The 14,521-nt window shown below is 69.0% G+C and carries 14 protein-coding genes and 1 tRNA gene; 8 read left to right on the top strand and 7 right to left on the bottom strand.

The window, feature by feature from the left end; genetic code table 11:
- Positions 1 to 18 precede the first annotated feature (18 nt).
- On the bottom strand, positions 19 to 1,635 hold the full coding sequence (locus ACVTJA_RS42800; RefSeq protein WP_465829351.1) for an MYXO-CTERM sorting domain-containing protein: 1,617 nt from the start codon (positions 1,633 to 1,635) through the stop codon (positions 19 to 21).
- A gap of 149 nt (positions 1,636 to 1,784) precedes the next feature.
- Here ACVTJA_RS42800 and ACVTJA_RS42795 point away from each other — a divergent pair, with 149 nt between their 5' ends.
- A complete protein-coding gene (locus tag ACVTJA_RS42795) occupies positions 1,785 to 2,195 on the top strand; it encodes a hypothetical protein (protein ID WP_465829349.1) in 411 nt (136 codons plus the stop codon).
- Between the two features lie 10 nt (positions 2,196 to 2,205).
- Here ACVTJA_RS42795 and ACVTJA_RS42790 read toward each other — a convergent pair whose 3' ends face one another.
- The 3 genes from ACVTJA_RS42790 to ACVTJA_RS42780 form a co-directional block, all read right to left on the bottom strand.
- Positions 2,206 to 3,384 carry a DNA glycosylase AlkZ-like family protein gene (locus ACVTJA_RS42790; protein WP_465829348.1) on the bottom strand — a complete coding sequence of 393 codons (1,179 nt, stop codon included), beginning with the start codon at positions 3,382 to 3,384 and terminating at the stop codon, positions 2,206 to 2,208.
- 54 nt (positions 3,385 to 3,438) lie between these two features.
- A complete protein-coding gene (locus ACVTJA_RS42785; protein WP_465829346.1) occupies positions 3,439 to 3,762 on the bottom strand; it encodes a hypothetical protein in 324 nt (107 codons plus the stop codon).
- 177 nt (positions 3,763 to 3,939) lie between these two features.
- Complete coding sequence (locus ACVTJA_RS42780; protein ID WP_465829344.1) at positions 3,940 to 4,911, bottom strand: NADPH:quinone oxidoreductase family protein; 972 nt, start codon at positions 4,909 to 4,911, stop codon at positions 3,940 to 3,942.
- Between the two features lie 237 nt (positions 4,912 to 5,148).
- Here ACVTJA_RS42780 and ACVTJA_RS42775 point away from each other — a divergent pair.
- Positions 5,149 to 5,310, top strand: a tRNA-Cys gene (locus ACVTJA_RS42775).
- Between the two features lie 501 nt (positions 5,311 to 5,811).
- On the top strand, positions 5,812 to 8,043 hold the full coding sequence (locus ACVTJA_RS42770; RefSeq protein ID WP_465829342.1) for a M4 family metallopeptidase: 2,232 nt from the start codon (positions 5,812 to 5,814) through the stop codon (positions 8,041 to 8,043).
- Between the two features lie 111 nt (positions 8,044 to 8,154).
- On the opposite strand, the gene ACVTJA_RS42765 is transcribed toward ACVTJA_RS42770, so the two are convergent.
- Positions 8,155 to 8,994: a metallophosphoesterase family protein gene (locus ACVTJA_RS42765; protein WP_465829340.1), complete on the bottom strand. Its 840-nt coding sequence runs from the start codon at positions 8,992 to 8,994 to the stop codon at positions 8,155 to 8,157.
- Between the two features lie 117 nt (positions 8,995 to 9,111).
- Here ACVTJA_RS42765 and ACVTJA_RS42760 point away from each other — a divergent pair, with 117 nt between their 5' ends.
- The 4 genes from ACVTJA_RS42760 to ACVTJA_RS42745 all read left to right on the top strand — a co-directional run bounded on the left by ACVTJA_RS42760 (position 9,112) and on the right by ACVTJA_RS42745 (position 12,194).
- Positions 9,112 to 9,768: a hypothetical protein gene (locus ACVTJA_RS42760; RefSeq protein ID WP_465829339.1), complete on the top strand. Its 657-nt coding sequence runs from the start codon at positions 9,112 to 9,114 to the stop codon at positions 9,766 to 9,768.
- 355 nt (positions 9,769 to 10,123) lie between these two features.
- Positions 10,124 to 10,462 (top strand): DUF4123 domain-containing protein, encoded by a 339-nt coding sequence (locus ACVTJA_RS42755; RefSeq protein ID WP_465829337.1) that lies wholly within the window; start codon positions 10,124 to 10,126, stop codon positions 10,460 to 10,462.
- An 18-nt stretch (positions 10,463 to 10,480) separates the two neighbouring features.
- Complete coding sequence (locus tag ACVTJA_RS42750) at positions 10,481 to 10,831, top strand: hypothetical protein (protein ID WP_465829335.1); 351 nt, start codon at positions 10,481 to 10,483, stop codon at positions 10,829 to 10,831.
- Between the two features lie 544 nt (positions 10,832 to 11,375).
- Positions 11,376 to 12,194: a hypothetical protein gene (locus ACVTJA_RS42745; RefSeq protein ID WP_465829334.1), complete on the top strand. Its 819-nt coding sequence runs from the start codon at positions 11,376 to 11,378 to the stop codon at positions 12,192 to 12,194.
- Between the two features lie 222 nt (positions 12,195 to 12,416).
- Here the strand turns inward: ACVTJA_RS42745 and ACVTJA_RS42740 are convergent, their stop codons facing one another.
- Entirely contained in the window at positions 12,417 to 12,779 is a 363-nt protein-coding gene (locus tag ACVTJA_RS42740) for a response regulator (RefSeq protein ID WP_465829332.1), read from the bottom strand.
- A gap of 141 nt (positions 12,780 to 12,920) precedes the next feature.
- On the opposite strand from ACVTJA_RS42740, the gene ACVTJA_RS42735 reads away from it, so the two are divergent.
- Complete coding sequence (locus ACVTJA_RS42735) at positions 12,921 to 13,289, top strand: helix-turn-helix transcriptional regulator (protein WP_206724971.1); 369 nt, start codon at positions 12,921 to 12,923, stop codon at positions 13,287 to 13,289.
- A 17-nt stretch (positions 13,290 to 13,306) separates the two neighbouring features.
- On the opposite strand, the gene ACVTJA_RS42730 is transcribed toward ACVTJA_RS42735, so the two are convergent.
- Positions 13,307 to 14,521 (bottom strand): DUF790 family protein, encoded by a 1,215-nt coding sequence (locus ACVTJA_RS42730; RefSeq protein ID WP_465829330.1) that lies wholly within the window; start codon positions 14,519 to 14,521, stop codon positions 13,307 to 13,309.

Here is a 14,521-nt window from a genome sequence, read left to right as displayed (position 1 = left end):
GCGCCCGCCCCGCGCGTCTCAGTCGGCCCGAGCTCTGCGCCTTGCACCCAACGCCGCGAGGAGCATCAGGCCCAGCGGTCCGGCGAAGCCCGCGCCGGTGGACGCACAGCCGCCGTCGTCATCTCCATCCGGTTGAGGGGGTTCGGGCATGATGCTCGCATCGGCCTGCGAGCCCGTGCCCGCGTCGGAAGCTCCGGCATCCGCGGTACCGGCATCCGCGGTACCGGCATCCGGAGGAGTCCCCGCATCCGGCCCTTCCGCTCCAGGCGCTGGTGGGTCTCCGAACGCGCCGATGTGTGCTGGCTCGACGCGGGCGCGTATCTCTCCGGTGGTGTGCTTCACGTACTGCCTGTCCACCAGGTGGCCGCTGGCCTCGGCGGGAGGCTCCACCGCCGTGCCGCGCAGCGCGGAGGCGTTGGTCAGGTGGAAGTCCTGACCCGCGAGGCTGACGAAGCCCGGGTCGCTGCCGGTGACGTTGTCGCCGGTGTCCACCACGGCGCCGGTGACGGTGCCGAAGCTGGACACGTAGCCGGGCTTGTACCAGTTGCCGCCGTGGCGCAGCGTGCCCGCCTCGTCGGTGAGGGACAGCGTGTTGCCACCGGCCGTCACCACCACCGCGTTGCTCGTCACGTACGCCGTCTGCGCGTTGTCGGACAGGCGCAGCAGCGTGGTGCGGTCCGTGCGCGAGGACACCACGGTGTTGTGGAAGAAGTAGAGGTTGCGGCGGTACGTCGCGGTGTCGCCGTTGTCACCGCCGAAGTGGACAATCTGCCGGTTGCCCGCGCCGTCCGGCTCCAGCAGCACGTTGCCGTAGACGAACGTCCGTGCGTAGGACGGGGCCGCGCGCAGCGTGGCGCTGTCGGACTCCACCAGGTCCAACTGCCGGTTGCCGCCCTCAATCCAGTTGTAGCGGATGACGGTGCCGGCGGACCGGTCCTTCAGGTTGTTGCCAGGGCAGCCCGAGCACAGCGGACCGAAGTGATTGAACTGATATGTGATTCCGAGCGACTCGGTGTACGCGTTGTGCTCGTAGATGCTGCCCGCGTTGCCGTTGCCGTGGATGTCATTGCCCTCGACGGTGACGTCGGAGGTGCCATTGGCGATAAACAGGCCATTGCCGCTGTCCTCGAGGATGCAGCCGCGCAGGGTGATGTGCTCGCCCTTCTCGATGAAGATGGCGGCGGCGTTGGCCGCGTACGTGGAGGCGCCGTTGCGTCCGGTGAAGGAACCGCGAGCGCGGCGCAGGTGCAGGTTCTCCACCACGAGGTACGCGGGCAGCGTGTCCGCGGGCGAGTTGGAGCCGCCAATCTTGAGGATGCCGCGCTCCTCGCCCCAGTAGTTGAGCTGCGAGCGCGTGGTGGCGCCTTCACCGACGATGACGGGCAGGTTGCCCGCGGCGTCCTTCACGCCACGCACGGTGATGGGCGCGGCGGCGGTGCCCCGGCGGCCCAGCACCCACTTCTCCGCGTAGGGCGTGGAGCGGGCGTGGATGAGCACGGTGTCCCCGGGCGCGAGCGACTCCCAGGGCACCGCGCCGATGGACGTGTAGGTCTGGCCGGGGCCCACCCGGTACTCGGCGGCCTGGGCGGCAAGCGACGGAATCAGGACGAACAGCGCGATGCGCGGCAGGTGCATGCCACGAGTCTGGCGCGTCCGCCGAAGCACGGTCCACCGAGAGCTTCACGTCTTTCACGACTTCATCGCGTGAGCCGGGAAGTTTGCAGGAGGAGCGCGCCTCGGGGGGCTGGATGAATCCCCGGGGCTGAGGTGTAGTTCCCATCTGCATGCCCGTCCTGCGCTACGTCTTCACGTTGAACGCCGTGCGTGAGCTCGGTCGCCTGGCTCCGGACATCGCCCGTGCGAGAGCGGAGGCCTCGTGGGACGAGTGCCTCCAGGGCATCCGCGAGGCGTGCACGTTGTCGCTCGGCATGGAGTTCGACACGCTGGTGTGCTTCGACGCGCGCTCCGTGGTGCGCCTCTTCGCGCACGCGGAGCAGGCGCGCATCCTCGCCCGGCTGGTGGACGAGCGGGCGCGCGTCTTCGCGGAGCGGGGCCTCTACCAGGCCGCGCTGGAGGACACCGTCTACGCGGGGCAGCTCCTGGCCTGCTCGCGACAGCGCTTTGGCGTGTCGCGCGACGCCCATGCCGCGGACACGCTGGCGCGCGAGCTCCGCGAGCTGCCCGAGACGGGCTGAAGCCCGCGCCTCACGAGGCGACGCGGGCCCGGGGCCTGCGCACGCGGTCCACACCGCACGCCACCGCGTGCCGCGCGAGTGCCTCGTCGAGCGCCGCGTCGTCCAGCTTCACGCCCTTCTCGCGCCACAGGTTGTCCACGTGCAGCGTGTCCTCGCGCACGCGCGCCTCCAGGCGGCCCACCAGCGCGCCCCGGTGAAGCAGCGGGCACACGTACCAGCCCCACTGCCGCTGCGAGGCGGGCTTGTACACCTCCCACACGTAGTCGAAGCCGAAGGCCACGCGCACCAGTGCGCGGTCCCACAGCACCGGGTCCAGCGGCCCGAGGATGCGCATGCGCGCGTCCGGCTCCGGTAGCTCGCGAGCGCGGAAGCCCCTCGGTGCGAGGTAGCGCCTCGGCGAGCCCGGCACGGACACCTCCTCCAGCACGCCCTCCTTCACCAGCGCGTCCGGCAGGGGCGAGGTGCGCACGTCGGTCAGCGTGGACCAGTGCGGCCCGGTGACGCGGCTGAGCAGGCCCGCGGCCTCCACGCGCTCCACCAGGGCCCAGCGTCCGAAGCTCTCGTCCACCGGGCTGTCCGCGTGGCGGGGCAGGGCGCGGCGGGGCACGTCGTACACCTTGCCGCCAGGAGCGCGTCCGCACACCACCACCTGGCAGCGCGTCCACAGCACCTCCAGCGCCATGGCGGTGGCGCGGCTGGTGCCCTTCCAGCCGCTCCAGTCGATGGGCACCACGGGGCCGTGGTCCGTCAGCGTCTTCGAGGAGGCCGGGCCCAGTTCCTCCACTTCCTTGAGCACCGCGTGCAGCACGGCCTCGGGCACGCGCTTGAGGCGCTCCTGCAGGCGCCACCACGGTGCCTGGATGGCGCGCTCGCGGTAGTAGGGGAAGGCGCTGGCGGGCAGCAGGCAGCGCTCCTTGGCGAAGTGCTCGAAGGCATGGCCCGGCATCAGGTGGCGGTACACGTCGCCGCGAGTGATTCCGTTCACGCGCGCCAGCGCCACGAGGTCCGCGTTGGTGCCGATGACGTCGAGCGGGTCGAGCTGGATGCAGCGCAGCGCCTTCAGCAGGGCGCGCACGCCCCTGGCGCCCGGAGGCAGCGTGTCGCGCGCCAGCCCGAGCTGGCCCACGAGGTAGCGCCGCGCTTCATCCGGTTGCAATGTCACGGGAGGAGGCAGGGAAGACGGAGGCACGGCGTGGGACGTTACCAGTCCGCCGCGTGGGTGCCTCGCTCCTCAGGCACGCGCCTACTCGCGCTGGGACACGGGCTCCTCGCCGCGTCTCCGAGCCTCCTCGTCCTCGTCGGGGTTGCGCGACTCGGGCTCCGGCTCCAGCCGTGCCTGTCGCTCGCTGGCCTCCCAGGACTCGTCCGCGTCGCGGGCATGCACGCGGGCGGCGGCCTTGTCGTCCTGCGAGCCCGTCCACGTCGTGTGCCCTCCGGCGTAGCCCTCCAATGGCCGGGGCCCCCGGCGGGCCTCCACCTCCAGGTCCTTCTCCTCCTCTTCGCGCAGCCGCTCCCGCTCCTGTTCCCGCTCGCGCTGGTGCTGCCTGTCGATGGGGTTGTCCGCCATGGTGCCGTTGCCTCCTGCCCCAAGGTGCGGCCCGTCCTGGGAGGACGGCAGCGGGGGAGGGGGCGCTCGCGCCCGGACGCATGCCCGGCGGGCGCGCGGGCACGGTCCAGTTCCTCCTGCCGCCGCGGGACAACGCGGGCCAGCCCTTCGCGCGCGGACTTCGAGCGCGCGCGCGGCTCACTTCATCCGCAGCACGACCTTGCCCGTCGCCTTCCGGGACCCCAGCTCGTGCAGCGCCTGGGCGCCCTGCTCCAGCGGGAAGACGCTGCCCACCACCGGCTCCAGCACGCCCTGGTCCGCCATGGCCTCCAGGTCCTTGGCGATGGTGGGCGTCAGCGACGGCTCGTGCAGGAGGAAGCCGCCCCACGCCACGCCCACCACGTCGATGTTGCGCAGCAGCAGCCGGTTCACCTGCACCTCGGGGATGCGGCCGCCCGCGAAGCCCACCACCAGCAGCCGTCCCTCGGGCGCGAGGCACTTGAGGCTCTTGTCGAAGATGTCGCCGCCCACCGGGTCCAGCACGATGTTGGCGCCCAGGCCGCCCGTCTTCTCGCGCACCTGCGCCAGCCAGTCACCGGTGGACAGCAGCACCTCGTGCGCGCCGGCCTTCCGCGCCACCTCGGCCTTGCGCTCGTCGCTCACGACGGCGAGCACGCGCGCGCCCGCGCCACGCGCCACCTGAATCGACGCCGTCCCCACGCCGCCCGCCGCGCCGTGAATCAGCACCGCCTCGCCCGCCTTCACCCGGCCGCGCCGGTGCAGCGCGAAGTGGGCCGTGTGGTAGTTCATCACCACGCCCGCCGCCTGCTCGAAGCTCCAGCGCTCGGGGATGGGGAACACCATCTCCGGCGGAATCGCCACCACCTCCGCGAAGCCGCCCAGCCCGAAGCTGAACGCCATCACCCGCTGCCCCGGCTTCACCGCCGCGTTGGCCGGCGCCTTGCGCACCACGCCCGCCACCTCCACGCCCGGCACGAAGGGCAGCGCGGGCTTCATCTGGTACTGCCCGCGGGTGAGCAGCAGGTCCGGGAAGCTCGCCCCCGCCGCCACGACGTCGATGAGCACCTGGTCATCCGACTCGGGCTCGGGAAGGTCCACGAGCTGGAGCCCATCTGGCCCGTCCAGCCGCTGCAGTTGCAGTGCGCGCATGTCTCTCTACCTCCAGGGTGGGGCCCTAGAGTAGCGGCCACAGCCCGCCGCGCGAGGAAGGAAATCGCGCGAAAAATGCGGCGCACGTCAGGGCCCGCGCGCCGCGCGCGTCCTTCTCCTCGCAGGCAAGGTCGACGGCGGCACCGCCAGATACCGAGCCACCCTTTTGAAGCGCCCGGCTGGTGAGTCCCTACACGCACTCATGTTGGTTCGAATCCAACTTCCGCCACCACATGGCGGAATAGCCAAATGGTAAAGGCACTCGACTGCAGATCGAGCATCACCTGATGGCTTCACCCCTCGGGCGCTTCAATGCCTTTCACACGTTTCGACGTCCGGCCGGAGCGGCCCTACACGCACCAACGCCCGTTGCCGCCGGTTCGAGTCCGGCTCTCCCGACTTGCTGACGGGAGATAGCTCAGAGGTAGAGCGCGAGCCTGATACCAGACGGCTTCTCCACTCGGACGTCATCCTTCTCCACGCATGAGCCGGCCGCGCGATGCAGAGTGCCTCCCCAAGGCACCCCATCGACGCGGCCCGGACGCGTTCCTTCCCACGGCCTCGCGCGCGCGGACCCTGCCTCCTGCTTCCCGGCCACGGAGGTCGTTCCGGCGCGGCGCCGGAGCGCTTTTCTTCGCCGTCTCGCGCGCGGACCCCGTGAACGTTCTTCCGGCCACACATCTCTTCGTGAAAAAGCGCCGATCTGGATGTGACCTGTCACGTTCTCTAGTGGTTTCCACGGACCCGGCTGGGTCCTTCTAAGCCCATGGAATTTTTGGCTTTCACTTACATATCTTGGATTTTAAGAGATCGTGACTAAGTGAAATAATCGAGCAACCTTGAAATAGCCGTAACCGTTATGCGACCATGCTTCCTAATCTTTCCGCTTAGGAGGATTACATGGTGCAGAACAAGCGAGTGCGTGGGGCACTCGGAATTGCAGCTCTCTCCGTAGTTGTTGGTTGCAACGAGTCCACCCCTGCTCCCGAGGCCAACAAGCCCGCGGAGGCCGCCCATACCGCGGCGTTGGAGAGTGGCCAGAACATCGTGGAGAAGGACTCGGCGGGTATCGCCAAGTTCATCACGGGAAATCTGGCCGCCGCGCCGGAGATTCCGGCCACGGGTGCGGGCTCCCTGACCCGGGACGCGCTGGCTCCGGTGGTGGACGCGGTGGCTCCGCTGTTCCACCTGGCTCCGGCCGACCTGGTGTTCAAGAAGGGCTACACGGACGCGCAGGGCGACAGCCACTTCCGCTACGACGTGGTGCACAACGGCATCGCGGTGTTCGGTGGTGAGTTCCGCCTGCACGTGCGCGCCGGTCAGGTCATCGCGGCGAACACCAACGTTCGCAGCGACCTGAAGGCGGAGGCGAAGCCCGGCATCGACGCCGAGGCCGCGGTGTCCTCGGCGGGGTCGGACCGCGAGGCGCTCGAGGGCTTCGTCACCAGCCGCGACACGGAGCTGGTGTACTTCCGCGACGGCGACGAGCTGCGCCTGATGTACAAGGTGCTGCAGACCGGCGTGAAGGCGGACGGCACGCCCGTGCGCGACATCCTGCTGGTCGACGCGAAGAGCGGCGACGTGCAGCTGCGCATCCCGACCATCAAGGAGGCGCTCAACCGCCGCCTGCACAACCTCAACCACGGCACCTCGCTGCCTGGCCCGGTTGCGCGCGTCGAGGGCGGGGCTCCCGTGGCTGACGAGGTGGTCAACACCAACTACGACCACCTGGGCACCGTCTACAACTGCTACAGCACGCTGTTCGGCCGCGACTCCATCAACAACGCGGGCGCGATGCTGATCAGCTCGGTGCACTACAGCAACAACTACGTCAACGCCTTCTGGGACGGCACCCAGATGGTGTACGGCGATGGCGACGGCGTGAACGCGTCCAACCTGGCGAACTCGCTGGACGTGACGGCGCACGAGCTGACGCACGCGGTGACGGAGAACGAGTCGGACCTCATCTACTCGGGTGAGTCCGGCGGCCTCAACGAGTCGCTCTCCGACATCTTCGGCGCGGTCTGCGAGTGGTACGGCGACGGCCAGGGTGAGGTGTCTCCGCGTCACTGGCTGGTGGGTGACGACGTCTGGACGCCGAGCATCCCGAACGACGCGCTCCGCTACATGAACAACCCCACGCTGGACGGGGACTCGCTCGACTACTACCCGGACTACTCGTCGGGCGTGGACGTGCACTACAGCTCGGGTATCTCCAACCTGGCGTTCTACCTGCTGTCGCAGGGTGGCACGCACCCGCGCGCCAAGACGACCACGGTCGTCGCCGGCATCGGCATCGAGAAGGCCGCCAAGATCTTCTACAAGGCGAACGCGGACCTGCTCCTGCCGTCGTCCAACTTCGAGGCCGCGAAGACGGCCACGGAGCAGGCGGCGACGCAGCTCGGCTACGACGCGGCGACGGTCACCTCGGTGAGCAACGCGTGGAAGGCCGTGGGCGTGGGCGTGCCGGTTCCTCCCCCGGTGACGGAGCCTCTCGAGAAGGACCTGCCGATCACCGGCATCTCCGGCTCCAGCGGTTCGCTGAAGTACTACAAGGTGACCATCCCCGAGGGTGCGTACGACCTGACGTTCACCCTGTCGGGTGGCACGGGTGACGCGGACCTGTACGTCCGTTACAACAACGCGCCGACGACCACCACGTACGACTGCCGTCCGTACCGCTCGGGCAACGAGGAGACCTGCGCCTTCGCTGCTCCTTCGCACGGCGACTGGTATGTGATGCTGCGTGGCTTCAGCTCCTACTCCAACACCTCGCTGAAGGTGACCTGGAAGGGTGGCTACATCCCGGTGCAGAGCGGCGTGCCGTACAAGTACTTCAGCGGCGCGGCGGGCTCGTCGACGGTGTTCACCATCAACGTGCCGGAGCGCAAGCCGGGCAGCGGCAAGAACAGCCTGTACGTCTCGACGGGTGAGGGCTACGGCAACCCCGACGTGTACGTGAAGCTCGGCTCCGCCCCGACGAAGTCCGACTACGACTGCCGCAGCGTGAAGGAGCACATGTCCGAGACGTGCAACCTCCTGAACGTGCCGGCCGGCAAGTACTACATCGAGGTCTTCGGCGCGAAGGGCGGCTACGAGGACATCGCCTTCATCGCCTCGTTCCTCCAGTAGTCGATAGGTCCGAAGCACCGGCGCGGTGAAAGCCGCGCCGGTTGGGGCCCCGGGTCATCCGCTTCGCGCGGGTGCCCGGGGCTTCGGCGTTTCAGGGACGGCCCGCGGGCCTCAGAGCGGCCGGACGGTGGGGCCGGGGAGGATTTCGCGCATGAAGCGCTCCAGACCTCCGCCGCCGCGGTGCTTCCACTGCATGGGGTAGCCCAGCGACACCTCCTCGAAGCGCACGCCGTCGCGCCACAGCGTCGCGGGCATGTGGAGGTGCCCGGAGACCACCACCTCCGCGCGGAAGCGCGTGTGCCAGTCCTCCGTCTTCTTCGTGCCGCACCAGATGGAGAAGCGGGGGATGCGCGGCAGGCGCACGTGCTCGTAGCGCAGCGGGTAGTGGTTGATGAGCACCGTCCTGCAGTCCGCCGGCAGTGCCTGCAGGCGCGCCAGCGTGGACTCCACGCGCGCGGCGCACCAGGCGGCACGGTTGAGGTAGGGCTCCGGGTGCAAGAGCACCTCGTCCGTGCACAGCAGGTCCTCCTCCCACGCCCACTCCAGTGCCCGCTCCGCCGGGACATGGTCCGGACGGAACGAGTAGTCGTAGCCCAGGAACATGGGCACGAGCACGCGCGGCGGCCCCTCGCCGGGCCAGCGCGGGTAGGGGTCCTCGGGGGTGAGCGCGCCGTAGCTGCGGCACAGCGCCACCAGCCGCTGGTAGCGGGCTTCGCCGCGCAGGGGCGGCTGCTCCGACGGCATCGTCCACAGCTCGTGGTTGCCCGGCACCCAGAGCACCTGCCGGAAGCGCTCGGTGAGGGTGCGCAGCATCAGCTCCATCTCCGCCAGCGTCTCGCCCACATCGCCCGCGACGATGAGCCAGTCCTCCGGGTGCGCGGGGAGGGCCTGGAGGGCCTGCTTGTTGTCCGGGTGGCGCAGGTGCAAGTCGCTGATGGCGTAGAGCTTCATGGCGCGGAAAGCCGGCACCTTACTCCGCGCCCGGGCGCGCGTCGTCCCCGGCCTGCCCCTTCGGGTTGCCGCCGGATTGGGTCATCATCACCGGTACCCGGAGAGGGGAGCCGTGAAGTGAAGGACCACTACGTTCGTTTTCCCGCCCTGCCGCTGACGCGGGCCGATGTCCTGGCGCGCCTCGCGCCCGTCTTCCAAACGGAGGGTGTCCTCCCCACCGACGAGGACTGCGAGGAGCTGGCGCTGGAGGCGCGGCTCCAGCAGCACGTGTGGACGGGGCGCACCGCGCCATGCCGCAGCGTGGAGGACGCGCTCGCGCAGGCCGAGGCGTGGCAGGGCGTGGCCATCCACTTCCGCTACACCGTGGAGCACGTGCACCACGAGGTGTCGCTGCTGCTGTGGAACTACCACCGGAGGGATTTGACGACGGTGGCCCTCTACGAGTCCGAGGAGCTCTTCGAGCGGCAGCAGGAGCACCCCGCCACCTGGGCCCGCGCGCGCCAGCTCTTCCTCGCCATGTCGCGCGCGCTGGAGGCCTCGTTCAGTCAGCTCGAGGAGGACCCGGAGCTGAGCACGCCCACGCTGTACGAGGTGTCCGGCGTGCTGGAGCGCGTCACCGCGGACGGCGAGGTGCCGTACTTCCTCGCGGCGCGTCCAGAGGTGCTGCCAGAGGCACTGGATGCCGTGCGCGCCGGCCCCACCTGCCGCGTCCTCCGTGAGCAGGACTACGTGGTCATCGAGGACGCGCGGATGGGGACGCCTGGAATGGCCTGACCCGAACGTCGCAGGAGGAGCCCTACCGCGAGCTCACAGTCCGAAGCGGTCCCGATGCTCGTAGTAGCAGTCACGGCAGAACGGCTTGTTCTTCGTCGCTGGGTGTTCATCGCCGCAGCCGTGACAGTATCGGTCCGTGTAGTCGGGATTGCTGAAGCGTGCCCAGACAGCGTAGTGGGGCTCGCAATACGGCCTGTCCGGATCCAACTCCAGCTCGGTGCCGCAGCGGATGCAGTGCCCCTCCGCGTCATCCTCTTCGTCTTCGTCCTCGAAGATGATGTCGTCGTCGTCGCCGCCGCGCAGGAAGGGGACGTCGTCCTGGCAATTCGGCAGGATGTCTTTCCGAAGTAGCCTGATGGCGGTGCCTCGCGAGCCCGGCTTCCTGGAAGCGCTGGTCGCCGAGGGATGGGGACAGAGCTGGGGCGTATTCCTCACCAGCCGGGCGAGCCTGCCGGGGGTCCGGCGGCACTTCCGCCACTTCTTGAAAGTGGAGGAAGCGCAGACAGGCAAGCGGCTCTACTTCCGATTCTATGACCCGCGGGTCCTGCGGGCCTTCCTGGCCAGCTGCACGCCCCAGCAGCGGGCCGCGCTGTTCGGGCCGGTGGAGTGCTTCGTCCTGGAATCCGCCAGCGGAGAGCCGCGCATCGAGGTCTGCGCGGAGGCGACCGCGGACTCGCGCCCGGTGGCGGGGTGAGGCGTTTGGAGAGGACGCATGCTGAAGCTCAGCGCTGAGCAGTTGCTCGACTTGGAAGAAGCCTGGCGTGAGATGTTCGACCGTCAGCTCGCGGAGCAGTACCGGCGGGATGTCCCGGAGGCGACGGGCGCGCTGGACGACGCCACGCTGCTGGCCCGGGTGACCGCGGCCCACGAAAGGGCCCGGAAGCATGGCATCCGGACCCAGCGAGGCATTGCCCAGTTCGTCGGGCTGGACCTGATGGCCGGACCCGGGTTCGACGAGGTTCCGTCCGTGCGGGCCCTGCTCGCCAATCCCGTCGTCAGTCCGGACTACACCATCGACCTGCTGACGGAGCAGCTCGCGAGCGCCGTGCAGGGCCGCGCCTGAGTCACTCCCATGGGCCGTCCCTGCCCCCTACCTTCCGCCCGTTACCCCACCCACCATCCTCTACGATGCGGTGCTGGCGCTGGTGAGTCTGGGCGTTACCGTTTATGCCGCATCCAAGGTCCGGGACTCGGCGAAGGCCGTGCCGACCGACGTCGCCGATACCCGGACGAAGTGCAAGGAGAAGGAGGAGAAGTGCCCTGTCTGTGGCATCCTTCCCAATCCAACCCCAGGGAGCCAACCTCCGTACCTGAACCCGCCGCGAGTTCCCAGGGATTCAGAGACGATTCCCCCGCTCAACCTGTTCAAGCGGACCAGCATGCGCGTGAAAGGTGCCCAGGTATTCGAGCTTCCCAATGGCTCCTTTCGTCATCGCGACCCACTTCATGTGGGCCGCGGCGCCGAACTGGAGACCTACAGCTCGAGCGGGCAGCACACCGGAGCTGCTTGTCCCCACTGCGGGGCACTGAAGCCAGGGTCGGTCGACCCGAGGAAGAGGCTCAGGATGTAGCCGGACACCGCGGGTGTCCCCATGTGGAGGTGCCGGATGCTGCTGTTGGGTGCGTGCCGTGAAACACGTTTTCAGGAAGACATCTACATCGCCCGAGTGCGCAGCGGCCACGCTCAGCTTCTCGTCAACTCGGGGTACTCCGGGCTGCGCATCGTCGCCTGTCCTTCCGGCGAGAGCGTGCGGCGGCTGGCCTTCCCGGATGCCGTGACGGACTACTCGATTGGCAATTGCCTGGTCTCCCCGGATGGGCAGCGCTGCTACCTCTTCCCCTCGGAAGAGCAGTTCGCGCTGGAGGTGGATTTCCAGGCGGACTCCATGCGTCGTCTCGCGCTCTCCCCCCAGATGGAGCCGCCCACGGGACTCTGCTGGTTCTCCCCACGGCTGCACGTCTGGGACTTTCGGGGCAGGGAGTGGACCGTGGGGGACGACCGATTCATGCCAGTGACGGAGCCCTCGGAAGGGGAGCGGGCGCTTCGAGACTTCCGTGCGTCACTCTCGCGACTCACGGGCTACACCGTCACCCGGATGGACCCGGCGGGACGAGGCTTCTACGTCCTTGGAAACGAAGGGGACCGTATTGGCTTCATGCCGGCGGACGACAGGCCCCTGCTTGTGCAGCAGGATGGGAGCGCTATCGACACGACCCATCTCGGAGGCCACCTGTTCGTATGCTTCGAGAGTCGGGTCGTGCAGTACTCGGCGGGACAGGAGCGGGTGGTGCTCGAGGCCACTCCAGACGAGTTCTTCCTGGCCACCCATACCGTCGAATCCGGCGGAAAGCCGTACCTGGTCGTGCTCGCGTCCACCAAGGACTACGGTACTTCCATCCTCAAGTTCTTCCCGCTCGGTACCTGAGCACGGGGAGCGATACGTGGGGGACAGGGGCGCTCCGGACACCTGTCCGGTCCCCCCTGGGCCGGCCAGGTGCCGCAGGCGCGGAGGCCCAGCCGGCCAGTCTTTCCAACGGGTGCAACTTGAGGGCGGTACGTGGGGCAGTACTACTGACGAAGTTGTCACTGGACCCGTATGGTCGCGTGTCCACCCTCCGCGGCGCAGCTCCACGGGAAACCCGACGTATCAGGCCGGCTGGGGCGCCACACCCGCGACCAGCTCGCGCAGGAGCGCGTGCACTTCTGACGGCGGCGCGGCGCGGTCCATCCAGGTGATGCCGAGCGTGCGCAGCGACAGTGGCGGCAGCGCCGCGTGCAGCGCGCAGAGGGTGCGTGGGTAGCGCGCGCGCACCTGCTCCAACAGGTTCAGTCCGTCACCATCTGGTAGCAATTCTCCGCTCACCACGACGGCGGGAGGCTCTTCCCTCACGAGGGCGAGCGCCTCCGCCACGCCGCGCGCGAAGCGCTTGCAGCCTGGCAAATCCCTCACCAGACGCCGCATCGCCGCGAGTGAGCGTGGGTCTTCGTCCACGAACAGGAAGGTCAACATGGCTTCACATCCACTGCCGCATGACCCGTGAGGTCGGTGTGATGCACGGGGTCACCAGCCTACAAGACTACCCAGGAAGTTCTTGGATGCCAACCTCTCAAGTCATATCGACATAGGCGGACCCGGTAGGTTAACGACCCCATGGAAAAGACACTCGCATCCCGCCTCGGAGGAGCTGCGCGCCTCGCCCGGACCCGCCTCAACCTGACCCAGGCGGACGTCGCGGAGCGCATCGGCATCGCGAGCGAAGTCTATGGGCGACTGGAGCGCGGCCACATGCTGCCGAGCATCCAGACCTTCCGCAGGCTGTGCGTGGTGCTCTCCATCTCCGCGGACGAAGCGCTGGGGCTCAAGCCGTCGCAGGAAGTGAAGTGGGCCGCGGAGCCGCCGAGCGATTACGGCGAATCCGCCGAGTTGCGCCGCCTCATGCGCCGCGCCCGCCAGCTGGACCGCACCGCCATCCGCATCCTCAGCGTGCTCGCCGCGCAGTTCAAACCGAAGCCGGGCTGACCGAATCTCCACGCCATTCATCTCCGGGGCGCCTCCGCTCCCAGTCGCGCGAGCCGCTCGCGCAGCTTCTTCGCGGACGGGAAGCCGTTGAAGAGCAGGACTTGAGGATGGGCCTCCAGCGCCTCGCGCCCCGCCGACTCCCTGGCCAGCGCGCGGTCCACTCCCAACAACAGTCCGTGGTCCGGCCGCGAGCGCAGCTCCTCCAGCCTCCGCGCCAGCGGTGCCGCGTGCCACGCGTGGAAGAGCTCCAGCGCCACTTCGCGCTTCGACTCGCGGTGGCGGAAGGTCAGGTCCGGGACGCACAACCCGGCCGCGCCCATGTGACGTGGCAGCGGCGTGAGGTCCAGCTCCCATGTGTCGTCCTCGAAGCCCCGCGCGAGCGAGGCGACCTCCTCCGGCACGTGGCCCAGCGAGGTGGGGAGCGGTGACACCAGCGGGTCCTTGTCACTGAGCGCGAGCGTGGCGTGCTTGCGCGCCGTCTCCACCGTGGCCGTCAGCTCCCATCGGCCGAGCACCGGCACCACGGAGAGGAAGGACGCGAGCTGCAGGCCGTACTTCTTCTGCAGGGCCAGCATCGCCCCCGGGCCTTCGACTTCCAGCGACCAGTCCTCGCCGACGTGCCGCACCTCGGCCACCAGCCGGCAGAACTTCAGCCAGCGGAGCACCTTGCGCACGCGCAGCAACTCGGGCGCGAGCGCCCGCAGCGTGAGGCGCCGTGCCGTCAGCAGCGGGCCCTGCGCGAGCGCGAGGTTGTAGCGGTCCACCAGGGCCTGCGCGGTGAGGGGCTCGGCATCCCAGCCCACCAGCCGCCGGTGCCCCGGCAGGTCGGAGTAGAGCGCCTCGCGGACCTCGGGCAGTGGCGCGGGCAGGGCCTGCGCGAGCCGTGTTTCGTAGGACTCGACGGTCGCGTCAGGAGGCAGCGTGCGCAGCACCGAGGCCGCGGTCTTCAGCCGCTCCCAGCGCGCTTCGCTCACGCCGGGGGAAGGCTCGTCGAAAGAGAGCCGGTCCAGCAGCAGCTTCACCAACCCGCGCGCCACTTTGGGACGCGTGAAGGCGCCGGCTTTCAGCCCGAAGGACTCCTCCACGTCGTCCAGCATGACGCCGCGCGAGGCCTCCGCCTCGGCCAGCAGCTCCTGGGCGAAGGCAAGCAGCGCGGCGTCGTCGCGCTTCACATAGGCGGGGCGTAGCACGCCCTCACGGACACGGTATGCAAGGAGGTCGCGCGTCAGCAC

It is taken from the genome of Pyxidicoccus sp. M6 (genome assembly GCF_055568925.1).
Note: the sequence above shows the minus strand (reverse complement) of the source record. Positions and strands in the feature narration are given on the sequence as shown.